Origin of the sequence: Candidatus Villigracilis affinis (assembly GCF_016705895.1) — a bacterium.
Taxonomy (GTDB): domain Bacteria; phylum Chloroflexota; class Anaerolineae; order Anaerolineales; family Villigracilaceae; genus Villigracilis; species Villigracilis affinis.
In genome coordinates this window covers 445,652-466,172 of sequence record NZ_JADJKT010000036.1, presented here as the reverse complement: position 1 = coordinate 466,172, position 20,521 = coordinate 445,652, and the positions used below count along the sequence as shown (strand labels likewise).

Sequence of the window (20,521 nt, the reverse complement as noted above, 5' to 3'; positions counted from 1 at the left end):
TAAAGTCAATTATATGCAGTTTGTGTCTGCCCACCCCATTTGGATACCCTCCTCAGGAGGGGTTTTTTTATCCATGGGGAAGTGCAAAACAATGGGGAGAGCATGGTGGGTAAACCGTTCAGGTGTATTGGCAAAGATACTTACTCAGGTGCATGACAGTTCGGTCGGGAATTCGTATGATGATGTCAACGTTTAGCGGGCAGCCTTCTCCTCACGAAAGCATACCGCACTTTGACAGGCGAGGCGGATTTCAGCATTACGCACTGAACTCCGCCTCCCATTATATCTACCGAATAGAAACAAAGGAGGTGGTTGGTTGTAGATCTTCCATTGTCTGTGCCTTCATTTTTTCAAAATCAAAAACAAGGAGATAAGAGAATGAAACCGAAAAAATTATACATGCTGTTCAGTCTGCTCGTGGTATTTAGCATGATTCTGGCTGCCTGCGCGCCTGCCGCCACAGAAGCAGTGGAAGAGCCTGCGCCAACCGATGCGCCCGCTGCTGCAACCGAGCCCCCGATGGCCGCGACTGAAGAGCCTGCACCTGCCGCTACAACTCGCCGCGGCGGCTGGTTGGATGAGATCGATTTTTCCGTAGTCGCGGCTGATTCCGCGATCTCGCAATTACAGGCTGGGACGATCGATTTTTATTCCTTCGCCCTTGCCTCGGATGCATTCCCAGCGATCAAGGAAGCCGGGCTGGGATACACACAATCATTCGGTGGAAGCTATGCCATCAGCATGAACCCCGCCGTGTTCAACGATACCGCTGTGTTGAATCCATTTTCGAATCGCAAGATCCGCGAAGCGATGAACTGGTTGGTCGACCGTAACTACATCAACCAGGAGATCTACGGCGGAGGCTCATTGCCGAAGCTGTTTTCGATCACCACCCAACTGGTTGAATACACCAACCTCGTGGAAACCGCACGCGCTTTGGAAACCAAATATGCCTATAACCTCGATCAAGCGAATGAAGTCATTAGCGCTGAAATGACTGGAATGGGAGCCGAACTCGGCGCCGATGGCAAATGGCAGTACAACGGCGCGCCTGTAACTCTGGCATTCCTGATCCGCTCTGATGGGGATGGTACACGTCAGCCGATGGGAGATTATGTCTCCAATCAGTTGGAAGCCATTGGTTTCACCGTTGACCGTCAGTACAAAACCTCCTCCGAAGCCTTCCCGATCTGGCAGGGCACGGATGCCGCGGATGGACAGTGGAATTTATATACTGCTGGTTATCTGCCCTCGGGCCTTACCCGCGATGAACGCGCTAATTTCCAGCAATATTACCTGAACACAAGTGTTCAAGCTGCCGAGCCTTTCCTTTCCAATGTTTCCGACCCTGAATTCCAGAAACTTGGTGATGATCTGGCCCTAGGCAATTTCTCAACGAAAGAGGAACGCGATGCCATGATGGCGGAAGCGCTTGCCCTTTCTCTGGAAGATTCACTCTTTGTGTTCGTGATCGACCAGCAAACATACGCACCTTTCAATGACAATGTTTCCGTGACCTATGATCTTGCGGCAGGATACGAATCAACCTTTATGGGTAACTACAACCTGCGCTTCAAGGATCAAGAGGGTGGAACCATGAAGATTGGCACGAACGATCTCTTCACCCAGCCGTGGAATACCATTGGCGGTAGTAACTGGGTCTGGGATTCCAACGTCATGCGCGCCACAACTCAAGGCAACGATAACATTACCGGAACCGGCGGCATCATGGGCGATCCATATACCGGCCTTGCCTGGCCGCAGCGGATCGAAAGCGCTTCTTTGACCTATCAAAAGGGTCTGCCGATCACGCACAATCTCGACTGGTTGAGTGTTGAAGCCGTCGACCAGATCGATGTCCCCGAAGATGCCTGGGTGGATTGGGATGCCGCAAGCCAGAAGTTCATCACCGCTGGCGAGAAATTCCCCGATGGCACCACCGCCAAGGTTAAGAGTGTTGTCACTTTCCCCGCCGACCTCTATGACACCGTGAAATGGCATGATGGCAGTTCGATTTCCGCCGCTGACTTTGTAATGGCGATGATCATCTTCTTCGATCGTGCCAAGCCCGAAAGTGCCATATATGACGAAGCCGCAGTGCCTGGCCTCGCGGGCTTCCTGCCCTCCTTCAAAGGCTATCGCATCGTTTCGACCGACCCGCTGACCATCGAAGCTTACTCAGATTCCTACAATGCGGACGCGGAATTGAATATCCTCACCCTCTGGCCGAATTCTCCGTTTGGGCTTTCCGGTGAGAACAGCTGGCAGATCCTGGCTGTTTCGAATCTGGCTGAAGCTGCGGGTGAGCTTGCCTACTCCTCCGATAAAGCCGATGTGGCCCAGATCGAGCAGATGAGCTGGGTGGGTGGACCGAGCCTTGAGATCCTCGCGAAGTATATGGAACAGGCTCAATCAGAAAGCTTGATCCCGTACGAACCCACCATGAGTCAGTTCCTTACTGCAGATGAAGCCTCAGAACGTTACACGAACATGAAGAATTGGTACGACGAGCATGGACACTTCTGGGTTGGTACAGGCCCGTATTATCTCGATCAGGTCTTCACCACTGAGAAATCCCTTGTTCTCAAGAACAATCCTGATTTCGCCGATACCTCTGATCGTTGGGCTAACTTCAGCGAACCCAAACTGGCGAGCACCGTCCTCGATGGCCCCGGACAAGTTACCGCAGGTCAGGAAGCGATCTTCGATGTCATCGTCAACTTTGGTGACACCGCCTATGCCAATGCGGATATCAAACTCGTGAAGTACATCCTCTACGATACCACTGGCGCGGTCGTTGCTGTCGGTGAGGCTGAGGCTCTTGGCGAGGGTCAGTACCAGGTCACGTTGGATGCGGACGCTACATCCAAACTGCAAACTGGTTCAGCGAAACTTGAAGTGGCCGTCGTCCCGATCCCTGTGGCGATTCCTTCCTTCACTTCATTTGATTTTGTTGTCGTCAAATAAACTCGGCTTGTAATTTCAATACTCAGGGCGGGGCAGCTTGCTCCGCCCTGAGAAACCGATTGTGGAGGTTGCCATGTCTGTTACTGCTCAAGTCCCTGTGGAGAAATTGACAGTCAAAAAATCGATCGCCAATAGCTCTGTGTTGCGCGTGCTGCGTTTTTCAGTAAAACGTTTACTGACCCTGTTCGTCACTGTTGTGATCGGAATCTATCTGACGATCCTGATCGCCAACATGGGCGGTTTTGTAGATCAGATCATCAAGGGCCAGATCCGCGATACGGTGACGCAGAGGGTTGCCAACAACCCGAACGCACTGCAAATGGAACCTGAGCTGCGAAAAAAGTTAATTGAAGACCAGATCGCCCTCGAGGAAAAACGCCGTGGATTGAATACGCCCATTGCCGTGCGTAATTTCCGTTATCTGTCGAATGCCTTGCAGTTGGATCTTGGCCGCGCGATCAACCTGACCAGCGATAGCGGTTCAAAACAGGTGCGCCTGATCCTTCTTGAAAGATTGCCTGCCACCCTGTTATTGATGGGCACTTCGCAATTATTCCTGTTCTTTTCGAGCATCTTTATTGCCCTTTCACTTTCACGCAAGTATGGAAGTTTTTGGGACAAGCTGGTGATCGCGCTTTCTCCAACTTCGGCGGTGCCGCCGTGGTTTTACGGCATCTTCCTGATCTTGATCTTTTCTGCTGCTTTAAAGATCCTTCCCTTTGGCGGCATGGTAGATTCTCCGCCGCCGCTCAATACTTTTGATTATTCGATGAGCGTTTTGAAGCACCTGACCCTGCCGTGCCTTTCGCTGATTCTGAGCTCGTTCTTTTTGAGCGTTTACAACTATCGCACCTTCTTCCTCATTTATTCCAGCGAAGATTATGTGGATATGGCAAAAGCCAAAGGCCTGCCTGCCCGCGATATCGAACGGACTTACATCCTCAGGCCCACACTGCCAACCATCATCACGAATTTTTCGCTGCTCATCATTACCCTGTGGACGGGTGCATTGTTTACCGAAACCGTATTTCTCTGGCCAGGCCTGGGACGCACGCTTTTTCAGGCGATCGGCCAATACGATACGCCCATAATTGTCGGCTCATCCATCATCTTCGCTTATATGCTTGCCATGACCGTTTTCCTGCTCGATTTTGTATACGCCCTTGTTGACCCAAGGGTGAAGATAGGCGGCTGAGTCTATGAACAATTTACGAAGTTCATTATCGAAATTATTTCAGTACCCATCGGCTGTTGCGGGTATCTTTGTGGTGCTGGCCCTGATCGTTGTGGCTGCCTATGCCATGATCACGATTCCCTACTCCGAAGCGATCCGTTTGTGGCGCGGCGGGGAAGAGGTCTGGTATCAGAATCCGCGCTTTGCCGCCCCGGCCTGGATCAATTATTTTTCCAACCAGAAATATTCGGAATCGTTCGCCGTCAACACAACGGACGGGCAGGTGACAAAAACAGTGACGCCCGGCAGCGAAGGTGTTTCAACGATTGATATGTCCTACGAGTTCGATTATTCGTACGACGTGTATCCGCAGGAATTGATCCTGTATCTGAAGGCGGCCTACAATGAAAAGCAGCCGTTCGTTTCCGTCGAACTGCTTACACCGGATAATAGAACGATCCGCATTGGCAATTTCTCTGTCGGGAATGAATTTACCTATCGCTTCTCACAGGATGAAAAGCTGCGTACCAAATTGCGCACGGAAGAGGTCATTCCCGCATTGTTTTCCCTGCCTGATAGTAATCAGCCATTAAAGGGCAAATACACACTGATCATTCAGGGAACGACCTTCGAACCTGATTCGGATTTGAGTGTGGAATTTGTTTCGCATGGTCAGGTCTTTGGATGGGCAGGCACGGATCATGCCCGCCGTGATCTGGTTCTGCCATTGTTGTGGGGAGTCCCCGTGGCATTGGCCTTCGGGTTGATCGCTTCGATGGGAACTTCGATCTTAACGATGATCATTGCGGCAGTTGGTGCCTGGTACACAGGCTGGGTGGATGAATTGATCCAGCGCATTACGGAGGTGAATCTGGTGCTTCCGTTCTATGCACTGCTCATTATGATCGGTACGTTCTATTCACGCAGCATCTGGGTCATCCTTGGCGCGACGATTATATTGAGCATTTTTACAGGATCGATCAAAGCGTATCGTGCCATTTTTATTCAAGTGAAAGAATCGATGTATATCGAGGCAGCCAAGGCGTATGGAGCCAGCAGCCCGCGCATTATTTTCCTGTACCTAATCCCGCGCATGATCCCGTTGTTGATTCCGAGCCTTGTCCAATCTGTGCCTGCGTTCGTGTTTTTGGAGGCGTCACTTGCGGTGATCGGGTTGGGCGATCCTGTACTGCCCACGTGGGGCAAGATCATTCAGGACGCCAATTCCAATGGCGCGCTTTACAAAGGTTATTACTACTGGGTGTTGGAGCCAGCCATGTTGCTGATGATCACGGGGCTTGCGTTCGCTTTCCTCGGTTTTGCGCTTGATCGTGTATTCAATCCAAAGTTGAGGGATGTATGAACACCGTACCTGAAAAACTTCTTCATATCGAGAACCTTGTCTTGCATTTCAAAACTGCAGGCGGAAGCGTGCAAGCCGTGGACGGTGTGGATTTTGATCTGGATTCCAACCGTGCCGTGGTTATTCTCGGCGAATCGGGCTGCGGGAAGACGTCGCTTTCGAAGGCATTGTTACGCCTCCTGCCGCGCAATGTAGATAAATATTCCGGCAAAGTCTTTTTACAAGGTACGGATGTAATGACCCTCGATAACGAGGAATACCGCCAAAATGTGCGTTGGGTAGGGATGTCGCTTGTGCCGCAGGCCGCCATGAATTCGCTTAATCCCGTTTTGAAAGTGGGTGACCAGGTTGCTGAACCCGCCATGGTGCATTTGGGATTAAGCAAGGCCGAGGCCTATGTGCTTGTTTACAAGATGTTCCAGCATGTGGGCGTCCCTGCTGATTTTGTGGAACGTTATCCATTTGAATTGAGCGGCGGGATGCGCCAACGTGTGGCGCTGGCGATGGCTCTCGTGACCTCACCCAGCCTCATCGTTCTGGATGAACCGACTTCGGCGTTGGACCTTCTCACGCAGGCGAACATCATGAATGTCCTCAAACGCATCAAGCATGAGCTTGGGACATCTTTCATTTTGATCACGCATGATATCGCCACCTCCAGCGAGCTTGCCGATGAGGTTGCCATCATGTACGCGGGCCAGATCGTGGAAACAGGCGATGCCAGGGATTTTTTCCCTGCACCGCTGCATCCATACTCGCAAATGTTGATGGCAAGTGTCCCGCGCTTGCGCACGGATTCAGACCCGATGTTCATCACGGGGCAGCCGCCGAGTTTGATGAACCCGCCAAAAGGCTGTCGGTTTGCGTCGCGCTGTCCGTATCGCTTTGAGAAATGCAGCGAGGAACCTCCTGTTTTCCAAAAAGGAAATCGGAAGGTCAAGTGCTGGCTGCATGAATAGCAATCTCGGTGCGACGCATTCTCACATAAATAAAAAGGACAAATATGTCGCCACAGGCTCTTTATGATGTTCTTTACATGTTCAAGGATATTCACAGCGTTGTCCTCGATTTTGCTTCCAGACTTGAAGACGACCAGCTTCATTGGCGTCCGCGCGGATACAGCACATCCATTGGATTCCATCTTTGGCATCTGGCGCGCGAGTCAGATTATCTCAAGGCGATCATTTTGGAACGGACGCCCCAGCTTGTTCCTGAGTTTGGCAGCCCCGTGGAAATTTGGGTGAAAGAAAGCCTCGCTCAGAAGTGGGGCTTCCCCACTGGTTTGAATGCGACGGTTGGCACGGGTTTGAGTGATGAGGCCGTTGAGACCCTGCCCATTCCACGCAAGGATGAATTGATGGATTACCTGCAGCGTTCTTATGATGCAGTTGAAGAATTCGTTGAACGGCTCGATCAACGTTATCCAGATTTTGAGAATGTGGATGAAGAGTTGAAAAAGAAACTGCAGAATATTCGCTTGAACCTGCTGGTTTTTCTAACTCACGATTGCCGCCACCTCGGCATGATGGAATGTTTGAAGGGCCTGCAAACAGGCTTTGGTTCTGCAACAGAAAATAGAAAGTGACGGATATCCATGAATACAGATGTGATCACTGAATTACGAAAGGTGAACAAGATGACAGTTAATTTCGAGGAACCGAAGGAAACCTTGCTATCCATTCGTGATCTGCATGTATGGTATGAACTGCGCCGCTTTGGGTTCGGCCATGCTGGTTACGTCAAGGCGGTGGATGGTGTCAGCTTTGACCTTGCCGAAGGTGAAACCGTAGCCATTGTCGGCGAGAGTGGCTGCGGCAAATCCAGCTTGATGAAGACGATCCTTGGGCTGAATATCCCAACCAGCGGAGAAGTCATTTTTGACGGCGTCAATCTGGCCGCGCTGAAAGGCAATCTTCTGCGCGAATACCGTTTTGAAGTTGGTTATGTGCAGCAGGATCCGTATGGCGCGCTGCCGCCTTTTATGACCATTCAACAAATTCTGGAAGAGCCGCTCATTATCAGCGGCGTGAAGGATAAAGGCGAACGGCTTGACCGCATTCGCAAGGCGATGGATGAAGTGAAAATGTATCCCGCCGATGATTTCTTGCAGAAATTCCCGCATATGTTAAGCGGCGGCCAACAGCAGCGCATTGTCATTGCGCGCGCCATGATCCTTGGGCCGAAAATGATCGTGGCCGATGAACCTGTGTCGATGCTTGATGCGTCGGTGCGTGTTGAGATCTTGAAGTTGATGAAGGCTTTGCAGGAACAACATCGGCTTTCGGTCATTTACATCACCCATGATCTTTCCACAGTGAAATATTTTTCCTCGCGTATTTTTGTGATGTACGCGGGCAACTTGATCGAAAAAGCCGATACACGCCGCCTGCTCGATAATCCGCTGCACCCATATACCATGGCCTTGCTTGCAGCGACGTCTGACCCTGATGCCCGCAACGCAGATTCGTACAAGGAGGTGCCGCCTGGTGAACCGCCGAGTCTGGTGAACCCGCCGAAGGGTTGTCGTTTCCATCCGCGTTGTGCGAGGGCCATTGCAGGTTTATGCGATGAAAAGGAACCTGTGGATTTTGAACCTGAGCCCGAACATTTTGTGGCCTGCTGGCTGTATCAACCGCAATGAAATCTCCGCGCTTCCTTCTTGGCCTCGGCCTGTTTCTGATGCTCCTGGGCATTGCCCTGCCCTTTTCGATGGTCATTCACGTGATCGAGTCCACGTTCTTTGTTAATTTCTTTTCATGGGCTTCGTCTGTGATCGGACTTGCGCTCGGCATGATCGGCGCTACCTTCATGGCTGCCCGCCGTCGCGAGTGATATTAGGTCGTTAAAAAAAGCGATGACAGTTGTGCCTGCCATCGCTTTTTTACTTTTCACTTTCTACTTCCTGTCCACTGCCCTGAACCTGTGAATGAAGAAAACCGCAAGGCCGACGAGCACAATGGCATTGGCTTGATGGATCAGTGCAATGACGATATTGACGTAGGACAGGATGGTAAGCACGCCGAGTGTGATCTGGAGCGCCACCACACCGATCAACCATTTGAGCCCGTTTTGGATATCGGCGGGGTAATTTTGTTTTTTTACGATGTAATATACCAGCGGCACAAGAATCAATCCCAGCCATGCGAACCAGCGATGAATGAAGACGATGGTCTGTGGGGATTCAAAGATGTTGATCCACGAGTTGAACAAGTTGGGTGGAATTAATTTGCCAAGCATCAACGGCCAGGTATCTGAAACGTGCCCCGCTTTGAGGCCAGCCGTAAATCCGCCGTACGAAACTTGAATGATAAGGATGACAAAAGAGAACGCGGCGAGTTTGGAAGGAAGCGACCAGGTCACTTTTTTGCTTGTATCGTGGAATCCGTATTTGTGTCCAAACGCGGTCCACAGGGCGAGGCTGAATAATGTGAGCGCGAGAAGCAAATGAAGGGTCAAATTCAAATGGCTGACGGCTGGGCGTTGGTCCAATCCGCTGGCGACCATGATCCAGCCTGCGACGGCTTGAGAGATGAAGAGGATGCCCATCACAAAATAGATGCCAAACTCCTTGAAGGGAATCGTCTTTTTGAAGAGGAAGTAAAACACGGGGAATGCATAGAACAGCCCTGCAAGGCGTGCAATGTTGCGATGGATCCATTCCATGTAGAAAATGAATTTGTATTCGGGCAGGGTCATGCCGGTGTTGATGAGTTTATATTCGGGTGTTTCCTGATACTTGGCGAATTCCTCTTCCCAGGCTTGCTGACCGCTGGGCGGCATGGCGCCGCTGATCGGATTCCACTCCACGATGGAAAGGCCAGAGCGGGTGAGGCGTACAAATCCCCCGAAGACGACGAGAAAAGCCACGACGAAGGCAAAGACATACAGCCATTTCATCACGGCGGTGTTTTGGGTTTTTAGCATATTGAGTTTCTCCGTTTTTGAAATCGCACGGATTATAGCATGTGAGAATGTACAAGCTGAGACTCTCCCCAATGGACAGAATCAGGCCAAAAGTTAAATGATGAGTCGAAAAAAATCCCCGCCGTTTTGATCGGGCGGGGATTTTTTCATTTTAGCTGCTTTGCATCTGAATGAGCAGTTGTCGATAGTCAGATACATTGGGCGGGTTCATCAGGATGATCTGGTTGATCACTTCCTGTGCGCCATGCTTGTCGCCGGTCTGCATGAGGTTTTCACCGAGGACATCCAAAATGGCAATGGCTTCGTCGGTGCGGCCTGCGTAGTGAAGGCGCGCGGCGAGTGCGCGTTTGAGAATCGGTTGGTCTGGATGTTCCTGCATGACCTCTTCAATAAAGCTGATGGCGAGGTCGTTCTTGCCCTGGCCTTCGAGATAGGTGATGTAATTTTCAAGCTCGCCCATGGCTTTGTCTGGCTGGGCCATGCGCAGGTTGAGCTCAACCAACTGCCTGCGGGTGGATTCGTCATCGGGGGTGATGCTGCGGAGTTGTTCGTAAATGCGCAGGGCTTGTTTCCAATCGAGGCGCTGTAGATCGATATCGGCCATGCGCTGCATGATATGCGCGTTCCAATCGCGATTGGCATTGCCTTGTTGTACGAGCCTGAGCGCGGTGGTGTAGGTTTTACGCGCCAGATCGAGTTCGGCGAGACGGTAATGAATGGCGGCCAGTTCGAGATATTCGCGAACCGCTTCATCGGTTTGTCCGCGTGCGACGAGCTGGTCAATGAGGCGATTGCGTGAGCCAAGATCCATCGGCGCAAGTTGAATGATCCTTCGCAGCAGTTTGGTGGCTTGCATCACTTCGCCGCGCACGCTGTAGACGTGTGCCACGATGCTGTATTTTGCGATCGCGTCTGCATCGCGGTTTTCCTGAACGAGCAGGTCGCCCATCAATGCATGGAGGGGAAGATAGGTGGGGGCGTACTGAACGGCATGGTAGGCTTCGTCCATCGCGGAGCGAAGGCTGCCAATACGCGCCAGCTGATTGATGCGATTCATCGATTCAAGCACCGAGCTGGATTGCGCTTCGAGGATCACATCGGCCAGCGGGGCGATCATTTCGCCTTCCTGCTTGGGCATTTGATCGCGCGTTTTGTGAAGTTGTTCGCGCCAGTCGGGGCGCATCAAAAGGCCGTTGATGTTCTCGCACACTTTGCGCAGGATGTTTTCATCCTTCTGGCTTTGGTGGGCTTCGATCAGGGGTTCGTATTGCTGGCTGACTTCATCGGCCTTTTCGGCTGGCACGGTGATCGAGTCTGCGAGTTTCAATGCTTCAAGATATTCCAGTGCAGCTTCGTCGTAAAGGGATTTCTTGACCAGCAGTTGACCGAGCAGCAGGCGTGTGCCGAGCGCGTAATCGTTGTGTTTGACGGAGTTCTGTAAAAAGCGCTGGGCGCTTTCGAGGCGATTGCCTTTGTAACGCAGCAGGCCAAGTGAAAAATAAAGCGACGCGTGTTTGAAGCCTGCTTCGAGCGCGCCTTCCAATTCTTCTGCGGCTTGCGATTCGTTGCCTTTGGTCTGCGCATCGATGGCGAGGCCGAGGTGCAGAACAGCTTTGGTTTGTTCGGATTGTTGCAGCGAGAGTCCGCCTGTGCCTTTCATGATGGCGGAGAGGCCGCGTTTTTCCTGCGCGGATGGATTATCGTCGGAAAATTCGAAGAGAAGCTCTGCCAGCTGAGTCAATGATTTTTGGCGCGCCTCAGCAATAGGGTCCAGCCCTGAGGTGCTTTGTGAAGCAGTGGGTTTCTGCAATTGTTTGACCAGCGCCATGCGGATGGGACCCGTCCCGCCTTTTCCGCGCATGGGCTTCGGGAGCAATTGTCCCATCTTCAATGAGGTCTGCGCCTGTTTTGCTTCTGGGCTGTTGGGCAAAAGCGAGAGGGCTTTGCTGACCATCTCTTGTGTTTTTTCGGCGTTGCCCGCGCGTTGAACGATGCTGGCAATGGCAAGGTATTCGATGACGGCCTGTTGAACATGGCCGAGTCTTTCATGCACTTGCGCAAGACGTGAATGGGCAACGGCGTTTTCGGGGTTGACGTTGGTGACTCGCACCCAATTTTCGAGTGCCTTTTCGGTGTCGCGTTGTTGGAGGAAGAGGTCGCCTGCGCGCATGGCCGCATCCACGGCAGTTTTCAGATCGCCGGTGCGTTCGGAAAGCTGCGAGACTTTTTCCATAGGGATGGGGTCGTCTGGCGAAAGCCTGACCACGCTCATATAGATCTGCAGGGCTTCCTCGAAATTACCGAGTTGATAAAGGGCCAGCCCCAGGCTGTTCATGGCTTTCGGGTGGTCAGGAAACTCTTCCAAGGCGCGACGATACGCGGCGCAGGCTTTGTCCCATTCCTGATCCCAGGCCGCTGAGTGGCCGTCATTCATTGCTTTTTGGAAGATATCTTCTCGTCCAGGCATATGTGTATTCTACTTTCGCATTTGCGATTGATGACAAATTATCACGTAATTATAACCGTCTATGTGGGCTGGATGAAGCGACGGCACGGCCTACTTTAGTACCGTCATTTCGCCCCAACTCACGCCCGCTCTTGCTTCTGTTTCGAGGGGAATGCTCATCGGGTAGGCATTGGTCATGGTTTCCTGCACGACCTTCGCGGTCTTTTCCACTTCCTTTTTCGGGCATTCGAGCACGAGTTCATCGTGCACCTGCAGGAGCATTTTGCCTTTCAACCCCGCCGCCTGTAAAGCGGGGGGGATTTTCAGCATGGCGAGTTTCATGATATCTGCGGCTGTGCCTTGAATGGGTGCGTTGATGGCTTCGCGTTCTTCACGGTTCTTCAATTGCATGTTGATCTTGCCCTGCAAAGCGGGGAAGTAGCGTTTTCGTCCCAACAAGGTTTCCACATAGCCGATCTCTGCGGCCTGACGACGCATGCCATCAAGATATTTTTTCACGCCGGGGAATTTTGTGAAATAGGCTTTGACAAAATCCTCGGCCTCGGCCAGTGTCAGATCGGTGGAACGGGTGAGGCCGAATGCCGACATGCCGTAGATCAACCCAAAGTTGATGGCCTTTGCGTGACGGCGCATATCTTTTGTGACGGCGCTCAATTCAATATCGTGAATCGCGGCGGCGGTAGTTGAGTGGATGTCTTCTCCCGCGCGGAAGGCTTTGAGCATGGCTTCATCTTTGGCCATGTGCGCCACAATGCGTAATTCGATCTGCGAATAATCGACGGAGAGCAGTACATTGCCTTTATCGGCGATGAAACCGTTGCGCACGCGGCGTCCCGTTTCAGTGCGGATGGGGATGTTTTGCAGGTTTGGGTTATTCGATGACAGGCGTCCCGTCACCGCGCCGATCTGGCTATAAGAGGTATGCACGCGGCCTGTGTTCGGATCCATTGCGGCAGGCAGCGCATCCACGTAAGTGGATTTTAATTTGGAGAGTTCACGGTGCTCGAGAATGAAATCCAACGCGGGGTGTTTTCCGCGCATGGCATCAAGCACATCTGCCGAGGTGGAGTAAAAGCCAGTTGTTGTTTTGCGGCTTTTATCGGGTGGTTCGAGGCGCAGGTGATTGAAGAGCACATCCGATAATTGCTGCGGAGAATTCAAATTGAAAGTCTTGCCTGCCAGGTCAAAGACCTGCTTCTCGATCTCCGCCAGACGCTTCGCCAATTCCTGTGACATTTCGGCGAAGAATTTCGTGTCGATCAACGCGCCTGTCATTTCCATATCGGCAAGCACGGGCGTGAGCGGCATGTCAATTTCGGCAAGCAGTTTCGTGCCGTTGACGCGTTCCAATTCCTTTTGCATGATGGGCATGAGGCGCAGTGTGGTCTCTGCATCGGCGGCGGCATAATTTGCGGCGGTTTCAATTGCAACTTCGGCCATGCTGATCTGCTTCTTGCCTTTGCCGATCAGTTCTTCGATGTGGGTCATCTCTTCGCCGAGGCGGTATTCAGATAAATTCTTCAAACCTAGGTTGCGCGATGACGGGTCAACGATGAATTCAGCCAGCATCGTATCGAAGGTGAGCGGGGAAATGGTCAGTCCGTAACGCGCGAGCATGATGTAATCATATTTTGCGTTGTGTGCCACTTTGCCGATCTTCGCATCGGTCATCGAAGGTGTGAGCGCGGCGATCACTTTGTCAACGGGCAGATTATCGCCAGTCACGTGACCAACGGGGATGTAATAACCCTGACCTTCTTTGATGGCAAGCGAAATGCCGACAAGTTCCGCGGTCGTTTCTTCGGTGGAAGTTGTTTCAGTGTCGAAGGAAATGACCTTCGCCTTTGCCAGTTCTTTTTTCAACGCGTTGAGTTTTTCGTCCGAATCAACAACTGTCACATCGATCTTCGATGGAGTGGAAACAATCACGGGCGCATTCACGAACATGGGAATTTGTTCGCCCGCTTTGCCCTTTCTCGGTGTAACCGCAACTTCGGTTGCAGAGGCGTGTCCGCTGATCGCGGGAACCTTGGAAAGCAGGGTCTTGAATTCCATTTCCTTGAAGAAGGCTTCGAGTAAGGTTGGATCAAATGGTTTGACGGCAGCATGATCGAGATTTAAATCGATCTTGAGATTCACTTCGATCAACGCGAGTTTGTAACTCATATACGCCGACTCTTTGCTGGCTTCGAATTTTCCCTTCCAACGATTTTCGACCTGATCGAGATTGGCGTAGATCGCATCAAGCGTGCCGAATTTTTCGAGCAATGAGATCGCGGTCTTTTCACCCACACCTTTTACACCAGGAATGTTATCGGATGTATCGCCGACGATGGCTTTGTAATCCACCACCTGATTCGGGCGTACGCCCAATTTTTTGATGACATCCGCGTCTGTGACATAAGTCTGATCATCGCCTGCGAGGTAAACAGCGGTGCGTTCATTGACCAACTGAAGCAGGTCTCTGTCACCCGTGATGATTTTCACCCCGAGTCCTTTTTCGACGGCGATACGGGCAACGCTGCCGAGGACGTCGTCCGCTTCGTAGCCGTCCATTTCGAGGCGCGGAATGTTGAAGGCATCCACCATTTCGCGGATGCGGTCAAGCTGCGGACGCAGGTCATCGGGCATTTTTTCGCGCGTACCCTTGTACTCGGGGAAGATGTCGTCACGGAAGGTTTTGCCCACGTCAAATGCAACGGCGAGATATTCGGGCTTTTCCTGTTCGAGCACGCGCACCAATTCACGCGCAAAACCATAAACGCCAGCAGTGGGTTCGCCTTTGGAATTTTGCCAGCGTTGACTGCCTCCGCCCGCAGTAAGGGCGAAGTACATGCGATATGCGAGAGCGTGTCCGTCAATTAGATAAAAGGTAGGGGGCATTGGGATTCTCTTTTTGTGTGGGGTGACTGGGCAGGTTTTCAAAAGCGACATGGATGTCGCTGTGTGATGTGAAAAATAAAAGCGCAGAGGTGATTATACTCTGCGCTTTTATTTATGTTTTGATAAATTTACTTGCGTCGCGGCTCGGAGGGGATTTCCTGTCCCTGGCGCTGGCGGGTCTGACGGATATAGTCGCGGACCAATTGCTGCGGATGAGGCTGCGTGCCTCCCATGATGAGGTAACCAGGAGCCCAGAAATCGCCCGAGGGATTTTCCCTCTTCAAGCGGGTGAAATCGGTGAATATCTTTTCCGAGGTTTGCTGGCGCATGATGCGCATGAGATAGCCCGGGGATGTGTTGGGTTGTACGTTCACCACCCATTGCAAATATTCAGGACGCACCGAGAGGAATTCCAGACGCCAGCCGAAGGCGATGCAGATATTGGGGAGCCATTCGCCAACCTGGTCGGCCAAGTCGCCGGTGAGGTAGTGGGCAGAAAAGCGCGGCACGAGCAGACAGGCATAGGTCAGGTGGTACAAGCCTGCGGTTGTCGGTTCCACCACGAGTTTGCGGGCGGCTTCGGTGGTGGGGCTTTCACGGGTGACATCCAATTCGCCGGGGGCGGGTTTGACCACCGGAGTTTCGGGTCGTTGTCTGATTCGAGAAGGAGCAGTGACATCGACTTCGTCGAGCACGGTTTGATTTTTGGGTTGGGCACTTACTTCAGGTATTGGGGCTGGTTTCTTGTTGAGGACGGGGATACTGCCGTAATGTACGGAGGGTGACGCCTCGCGTTTGAAAACGGATGCGTTCGACAACGATTCGGAGACACGCGTCTGATTCGGGTCGAATACTTCTTTTTTGCGTGGCAGGTTGAAGTCACGTGTGGTTGCGGGTTCGGGATTCGGTGCCGGTACATTGTTGAGAATATCCGAAATGGGAGGGATATTCGGTTCGTCGTCATCGTCGGTATCTGCATTTGCTTCAACGGCTTGTTTTTCAGATGCAAAAGGAGCGATGGGTTTTTGAGGTTCGAGGGCTTCGTTATCAAGGTTGGTGACAAGCTGACTGGCCTGAGCGCGGATCGTGCTGAAGGGAGTTTCTGCGTCGAAAACAAGAGCAAGCACGGTATCGGCGGCGAGGCGGGTGGCGTAGAGCATGTGCTCGGCCTTGGTGCTTTCGAGCCGAATGAATCGCAGGAGGTCGAATCCCTTTTGCCCATCCCAGTTGCGGGTGATGGTTTGCGCCACTTCCTTTGCCGCGCTTTGCGAGAGACTGCCCGCATACGCCCACAGATCGCTTTTGCGGGTAATCAAGGCCGCCTGCGCGGAAGATTCCAAGGTCAGGCGGGTGAGGTGCTGCGCCGCACGGGTTGGGTCACTTAGCCAGGGCAAAGTGGGATTTGCAGGACTTTGCGGCGGCGTGGCCGCTGGTGTGGCGGTAGTGGTGGTTGCGGTAGGTTGGGGTTGACTGATCGCGGTCATAAAGTTTGACATCTTGAATGGTTTCCGAACAAGAATCCAGGGACGCAATTCGTCAAATGGGGGAGGGGTGACATTTTCATCGCAAAGGATGATGATGTTGATGCCGGGGCGAATGGTGCGAAGGGAATGTCCGATCTCGCGGATCACGCCTTCACCAAGCGCGAGGTCAAGCATGGAGAGAGGCGCACCCACCTCATCCGCGCGAACAATGGCGGATGACTTGTTGTTGACAACATGGATGCGATAAAGATCCGTCTCTTCAAGGATGCGACGGACTGACTCTCCGAGTTGTGAAGAAGAGGTGACTACAAGAATATCCGCAGGCATTGCATAGAGTTTATCACTTATAAGAAGGCTAATCAAGTCAAATTTTTTGGGTGTGTTTACATTAATGAAAATCCCTCAAGTTGTCTATTCAACTTGTATTTTAAGCTGGAGTATGCTATTAATAATGAAAATATATTCATACAAGGGTGATTTATGCATCGTGAACGAGTTTCGGAAAATGTGTTCTGGTTTCAAAGTGAAGTGTATGCTCAGGTAACAGCCGGTGTGATCGTCGGGCCGCAGTGGGCGGTGGTCATCGATACACTGGCGTTGCCTGAGGAGACGCTTGGCATGCGCGAATTCATCGAGCATGAACTGGGTGTGCAGGTGCGCTATGTGATCAATACCCACTATCATGCCGACCACACCTGGGGCAACTGCTTCTTCCCCGGGGCTACTGTGATCGGTCACGCGAAATGCCGCGAATTGTTGATCGAGCACGGGATTCCTTCGCTGGAGGGTGCGCGTAAACAGAATCCGAATTTGAGGCAGGTGAAGATCATTCCCCCGCATCTGACGTTTGATTCGGGTGAGTTGACAATGCGGGTCGGGAAGAAAAACCTGGTGTTCTCGCAGTCCTTCGGCCACAGCGAAGACGGAATTTCGGTTCTGGTGGAGGAAGATCGCGTGCTTTTTGCAGGCGATGCTTTCATGTCCCTGCCTTATATTGTGGATGGAGATATCGACGAAATGATCGCCTCGGTCAAGCGGATCGGGCGCATGGGACTTGAGAATATCATCCAAGGCCACGGCGATATCATCCTGCGCGGTGAGATCGATGCGGCGGTCAAAGAGAATATGAATTACTTGAATAACATCAAGAAGCTCGTGAAAGCCGCTGGCAAGCGCAAGAACGCGGACGAATATCTGGATGCGATCACGATCGAGGAATGCGGAAAGAGCCGCGTGTACCTCGGCGGCCTGGCAGAGACATTGCACAGGCGTAACCTGCGCGCCTTGTATCGTCAGATGAACGGCGAATAATTTTCACTGGGAATTCTTTCTGACGATATGAAGACACTTCTTGAGAAATCCAAATATCTCGCCATTGTGGGCGTGATTTCGCTGCTTGTTGCGGCTGTGGCTGCTTTTGCATGGGGGACATTGAAGACGGTTGCCGCGGTCATGCTTGTTTTTGAATCTGCGGGCAAAGACGCGGGCATTACCATCGAGTTCATCGAGATCGTGGACAGCTTTTTGATCGCAACGGCCATTTTGATCTTTGCGGTCAGTTTGTATGAGCTGTTCATCGGTCCGCTGGAGCTGCCAGAGTGGATGCTGGCGCATAATCTGTATGAATTGAAGGGGAAGCTCAGCAGTATGATCGTGCTGGTAATGGGAGTGAAGTTCCTGCAGAAATTACTGGAAGTGAAAGATACGAACGATCTATTGCGGATTGGGCTTGCCACAGCGGTGATGTCTGCGGTTTTGATCGCATTCGGGTATTTTGGGAAGAAGGATTGAGCTTTGGAATGATGAAGGATAAGAGCGGAGAGCAGGTTGTGTTTCGTGGCGAAACATCGATGGGGGAGTGATGACCAATAGACGAATGACAAAAGGATAAAAATGAAGCCCCAAGGCAAACTGCGTAAGTTGCACCCAAATATTTGGATTGTGACGGTCACTTCCTTTCTCACCGATATCTCCTCGGAGATGATCGTGTATTTGATTCCGCTTTTTCTTTCGAATGTGCTCGGTGTGCGGATGGCGTTCATCGGTTTGATCGATGGGGTGGCGGAAACGACAGCGAGCCTGCTGAAGGTGTATTCGGGTTCGCTTTCGGATAAGCTGGGGCAACGCAAATGGCTGGCGGTGCTGGGCTACGGCATTTCGACGATCGCGAAACCTTTTTTGTATTTCGCGAATTCGTGGGGATGGGTATTGGGCGTGCGCTTTTCAGACCGCGTGGGGAAGGGCATCCGTACGGCTCCGCGGGATGCGCTGGTGGCTGCAAGCACAGATAAGGAAAATCGCGGGCTGGCTTTCGGGCTGCATCGCGCAGGCGATACGGCGGGCGCTTTTCTTGGGATTGCCATCGCGGCGTGGATCGTGTGGCTGACGCAGAAGGGCGCATTGCAGATCACTCGCGAAGCGTTTCAGATGGCGGTGCTGGCGAGTATCATTCCCGCGGTGTTGGCGGTGATCGTTCTCGGGGTGGGCGCTGTCGATGTCGCTGGGGCAGGCAAAGGCGAGGAGAAGAAGCGTCTTTCGTTTAAGGAGGTTGATCCGCGGTTTAGAAATTTCCTTTTGATCACGATCCTGTTCACGCTCGGAAATTCATCTGACTCTTTTATTATTTTACGCGCACAGGAGCGCGGATTGAATGTGCTGCAAACCCTTTTTATGTTGATGACCTTTACTGCGATCTACACGATTCTTTCGGGGCCGCTTGGCGCGCTGTCCGATAAAATTGGGCGGCGGAAGTTGATGATCGGCGGGTGGATCGCGTATGGGCTGGTGTATTTGGGATTTGCGTTCGCGAGCGCGGGCTGGCAGATCTGGTTGCTGTTCGGCCTGTACGGAATTTATTATGCGGCGACGGAGGGTGTGGCAAAAGCCTTCGTTGCGGATCTGGTTCCCGATGCACAGCGCGGCGCGGCCTATGGATGGTTCAACGCGGCGATTGGGATCACGGCTCTACCCGCCTCGCTTCTTGCTGGACTGTTGTGGCAGGGACTCGGTCAATGGGCAGGATTCGGCCCTTCGGCGCCTTTTCTTTTCGGCGCGGCGCTGGCCCTGGTTGCTGGCATTTTGTTGTGGAGAGTTATTAAATAGCCCCCCCCCCCCCTTTTTTTTTAATTTCCCCCCGGCGCGCCCGGGCGGGGGGGGTTTTTTTTTTTTTTCTTTTTGTTTTTCTGTTCCCGGGTTTTTAAAAGGTTTTCACACAATTGTATTGTGACTTATGCAAGAGGTCTAATGATTTGATGGGTGCGTCGCACTTTGCTTACATGATTCAGGATTAATGTTTATGACGAACTATACAAGACTTGGAATAGGATACCCACCCTTTCAACAAGGCGGTTTGGATTCGCTGTGCGGACTTTATAGCATTGTCAATGCCGAGCGGATCATCAACCATTCTTCTGATGAAGAGACCCAGCAGTTATTCGATGACCTCATCCATTATCTTTCGCGCCGCGGTTTGCTGACCAAGTTTTTGATCGGCGGCATCATCCACACCGAGATGCTGGTGGTCCTCAAAAAGGTGGTGGGCAAGAAGCGTATTTCCAACGCGGAGATTCGGTGGCGGGGCGTGCCCAATCCCGACCTGACCACTTTTTGGAAGTCCATGCAAAACTTTTTGGACGGAACGCCGGGCCGCGCGATTGTGCTGGGATTGCAGGGCTATCACGACCACTGGACGGTGATCGAGAAGATCACCAGCCGTTCCATTTTGCTGTATGATTCGGCGTTGATCAAACGCCTGCCGCGCTCACGCTGTACCACCGTTTACGCGGCAGGCAAGCGCCAGCATATTTTGCTCCCCGCGCAGACGTACTTCCTCTCGAATGATGATATCAATATCGGACAGTACGATATATAAGAGGCTGTATACATATGCCCATTGACCTTTCCCAGTTCGAAAAGGAACAATACTGTTACCTCACCACCCGTGGACGTAAAACGGGGGATCCACATGAGATCGAGATCTGGTTTTGCGTGCATGAGAATTCGCTTTATCTTTTATCGGGCGGCATGGACAAATCTGATTGGGTGAGGAATTTGCTCAAAGACCCGAATGTCACCGTGCGAATCGCAGGGCAAACCTTTCCCGCTGTGGCGAGTCTGTTGGATGACAAGCTGACCGAGCCGCTTGTGCGGATGGCGATGGCGATCAAGTACAACGAGTGGGAAGGTAGAAGTCCGAGCGAGTGGGCCAAGTCCGCGTTGGTGGTGAGGGTGGATGTGGGTGTATCCTGATTTTCCAGGGA

16 protein-coding genes are annotated in these 20,521 nt (G+C 52.1%); 12 read left to right on the top strand and 4 right to left on the bottom strand.

The window, feature by feature from the left end; all coding sequences use genetic code 11:
- Nucleotides 1–378 precede the first annotated feature (378 nt).
- From IPI86_RS17375 to IPI86_RS17345, 7 genes are all read left to right on the top strand, one after another.
- The gene (locus IPI86_RS17375; RefSeq protein ID WP_345299271.1) at nucleotides 379–2,967 is read left to right on the top strand and encodes an ABC transporter substrate-binding protein; all 2,589 of its coding nucleotides are present in this window, start codon (nucleotides 379–381) and stop codon (nucleotides 2,965–2,967) included.
- Nucleotides 2,968–3,040: 73 nt separating this feature from the next.
- Nucleotides 3,041–4,162 (top strand): ABC transporter permease, encoded by a 1,122-nt coding sequence (locus IPI86_RS17370; RefSeq protein WP_345299270.1) that lies wholly within the window; start codon nucleotides 3,041–3,043, stop codon nucleotides 4,160–4,162.
- Nucleotides 4,163–4,166: 4 nt separating this feature from the next.
- Nucleotides 4,167–5,504, top strand: coding sequence for an ABC transporter permease (locus IPI86_RS17365; protein ID WP_345299269.1), 1,338 nt, complete (start codon nucleotides 4,167–4,169; stop codon nucleotides 5,502–5,504).
- On the top strand, nucleotides 5,501–6,463 hold the full coding sequence (locus IPI86_RS17360; protein WP_345299268.1) for an ABC transporter ATP-binding protein: 963 nt from the start codon (nucleotides 5,501–5,503) through the stop codon (nucleotides 6,461–6,463). The genes IPI86_RS17365 and IPI86_RS17360 overlap by 4 nt, the downstream gene beginning before the upstream one ends.
- A gap of 44 nt (nucleotides 6,464–6,507) precedes the next feature.
- Complete coding sequence (locus IPI86_RS17355) at nucleotides 6,508–7,089, top strand: DinB family protein (RefSeq protein ID WP_345299267.1); 582 nt, start codon at nucleotides 6,508–6,510, stop codon at nucleotides 7,087–7,089.
- Nucleotides 7,090–7,140: 51 nt separating this feature from the next.
- On the top strand, nucleotides 7,141–8,145 hold the full coding sequence (locus tag IPI86_RS17350; protein ID WP_345299553.1) for an ABC transporter ATP-binding protein: 1,005 nt from the start codon (nucleotides 7,141–7,143) through the stop codon (nucleotides 8,143–8,145).
- The gene (locus IPI86_RS17345) at nucleotides 8,142–8,336 is read left to right on the top strand and encodes a hypothetical protein (RefSeq protein ID WP_345299266.1); all 195 of its coding nucleotides are present in this window, start codon (nucleotides 8,142–8,144) and stop codon (nucleotides 8,334–8,336) included. The genes IPI86_RS17350 and IPI86_RS17345 overlap by 4 nt, the downstream gene beginning before the upstream one ends.
- A gap of 63 nt (nucleotides 8,337–8,399) precedes the next feature.
- Here IPI86_RS17345 and IPI86_RS17340 read toward each other — a convergent pair whose 3' ends face one another.
- The 4 genes from IPI86_RS17340 to IPI86_RS17325 all read right to left on the bottom strand — a co-directional run bounded on the left by IPI86_RS17340 (nucleotide 8,400) and on the right by IPI86_RS17325 (nucleotide 16,589).
- A complete protein-coding gene (locus IPI86_RS17340; protein ID WP_345299265.1) occupies nucleotides 8,400–9,428 on the bottom strand; it encodes a COX15/CtaA family protein in 1,029 nt (342 codons plus the stop codon).
- 151 nt (nucleotides 9,429–9,579) lie between these two features.
- On the bottom strand, nucleotides 9,580–11,895 hold the full coding sequence (locus IPI86_RS17335) for a tetratricopeptide repeat protein (protein ID WP_345299264.1): 2,316 nt from the start codon (nucleotides 11,893–11,895) through the stop codon (nucleotides 9,580–9,582).
- A 90-nt stretch (nucleotides 11,896–11,985) separates the two neighbouring features.
- On the bottom strand, nucleotides 11,986–14,778 hold the full coding sequence (gene polA / locus IPI86_RS17330; RefSeq protein WP_345299263.1) for a DNA polymerase I: 2,793 nt from the start codon (nucleotides 14,776–14,778) through the stop codon (nucleotides 11,986–11,988).
- Between the two features lie 128 nt (nucleotides 14,779–14,906).
- On the bottom strand, nucleotides 14,907–16,589 hold the full coding sequence (locus IPI86_RS17325) for a transposase (protein WP_345299262.1): 1,683 nt from the start codon (nucleotides 16,587–16,589) through the stop codon (nucleotides 14,907–14,909).
- A 153-nt stretch (nucleotides 16,590–16,742) separates the two neighbouring features.
- Here IPI86_RS17325 and IPI86_RS17320 point away from each other — a divergent pair, with 153 nt between their 5' ends.
- From IPI86_RS17320 to IPI86_RS17300, 5 genes are all read left to right on the top strand, one after another.
- Nucleotides 16,743–17,573, top strand: coding sequence for an MBL fold metallo-hydrolase (locus IPI86_RS17320; RefSeq protein ID WP_345299261.1), 831 nt, complete (start codon nucleotides 16,743–16,745; stop codon nucleotides 17,571–17,573).
- Nucleotides 17,574–17,600: 27 nt separating this feature from the next.
- Complete coding sequence (locus IPI86_RS17315; RefSeq protein ID WP_345299260.1) at nucleotides 17,601–18,053, top strand: YqhA family protein; 453 nt, start codon at nucleotides 17,601–17,603, stop codon at nucleotides 18,051–18,053.
- Nucleotides 18,054–18,155: 102 nt separating this feature from the next.
- The gene (locus IPI86_RS17310; RefSeq protein WP_345299259.1) at nucleotides 18,156–19,364 is read left to right on the top strand and encodes an MFS transporter; all 1,209 of its coding nucleotides are present in this window, start codon (nucleotides 18,156–18,158) and stop codon (nucleotides 19,362–19,364) included.
- A 193-nt stretch (nucleotides 19,365–19,557) separates the two neighbouring features.
- On the top strand, nucleotides 19,558–20,133 hold the full coding sequence (locus IPI86_RS17305) for a hypothetical protein (protein WP_345299258.1): 576 nt from the start codon (nucleotides 19,558–19,560) through the stop codon (nucleotides 20,131–20,133).
- Nucleotides 20,134–20,147: 14 nt separating this feature from the next.
- Nucleotides 20,148–20,510, top strand: a complete 363-nt coding sequence (locus IPI86_RS17300; protein ID WP_345299257.1) for a nitroreductase family deazaflavin-dependent oxidoreductase — start codon at nucleotides 20,148–20,150, stop codon at nucleotides 20,508–20,510.
- Nucleotides 20,511–20,521 lie beyond the last annotated feature (11 nt).

Excerpts from the sequence above, each read along its gene's own strand:
- IPI86_RS17375 (WP_345299271.1), top strand. The coding sequence starts at position 379 with ATGAAACCGAAAAAATTATACATGCTGTTCAGTCTGCTCGTGGTATTT.
- polA (WP_345299263.1), bottom strand. The coding sequence starts at position 14,778 with ATGCCCCCTACCTTTTATCTAATTGACGGACACGCTCTCGCATATCGC.
- IPI86_RS17320 (WP_345299261.1), top strand. The coding sequence starts at position 16,743 with ATGCATCGTGAACGAGTTTCGGAAAATGTGTTCTGGTTTCAAAGTGAA.
- IPI86_RS17350 (WP_345299553.1), top strand. The coding sequence starts at position 7,141 with ATGACAGTTAATTTCGAGGAACCGAAGGAAACCTTGCTATCCATTCGT.
- IPI86_RS17365 (WP_345299269.1), top strand. The coding sequence starts at position 4,167 with ATGAACAATTTACGAAGTTCATTATCGAAATTATTTCAGTACCCATCG.
- IPI86_RS17360 (WP_345299268.1), top strand. The coding sequence starts at position 5,501 with ATGAACACCGTACCTGAAAAACTTCTTCATATCGAGAACCTTGTCTTG.
- IPI86_RS17345 (WP_345299266.1), top strand. The coding sequence starts at position 8,142 with ATGAAATCTCCGCGCTTCCTTCTTGGCCTCGGCCTGTTTCTGATGCTC.
- IPI86_RS17310 (WP_345299259.1), top strand. The coding sequence starts at position 18,156 with ATGAAGCCCCAAGGCAAACTGCGTAAGTTGCACCCAAATATTTGGATT.
- IPI86_RS17325 (WP_345299262.1), bottom strand. The coding sequence starts at position 16,589 with ATGCCTGCGGATATTCTTGTAGTCACCTCTTCTTCACAACTCGGAGAG.
- IPI86_RS17335 (WP_345299264.1), bottom strand. The coding sequence starts at position 11,895 with ATGCCTGGACGAGAAGATATCTTCCAAAAAGCAATGAATGACGGCCAC.
- IPI86_RS17305 (WP_345299258.1), top strand. The coding sequence starts at position 19,558 with ATGACGAACTATACAAGACTTGGAATAGGATACCCACCCTTTCAACAA.
- IPI86_RS17370 (WP_345299270.1), top strand. The coding sequence starts at position 3,041 with ATGTCTGTTACTGCTCAAGTCCCTGTGGAGAAATTGACAGTCAAAAAA.
- IPI86_RS17340 (WP_345299265.1), bottom strand. The coding sequence starts at position 9,428 with ATGCTAAAAACCCAAAACACCGCCGTGATGAAATGGCTGTATGTCTTT.
- IPI86_RS17315 (WP_345299260.1), top strand. The coding sequence starts at position 17,601 with ATGAAGACACTTCTTGAGAAATCCAAATATCTCGCCATTGTGGGCGTG.
- IPI86_RS17355 (WP_345299267.1), top strand. The coding sequence starts at position 6,508 with ATGTCGCCACAGGCTCTTTATGATGTTCTTTACATGTTCAAGGATATT.
- IPI86_RS17300 (WP_345299257.1), top strand. The coding sequence starts at position 20,148 with ATGCCCATTGACCTTTCCCAGTTCGAAAAGGAACAATACTGTTACCTC.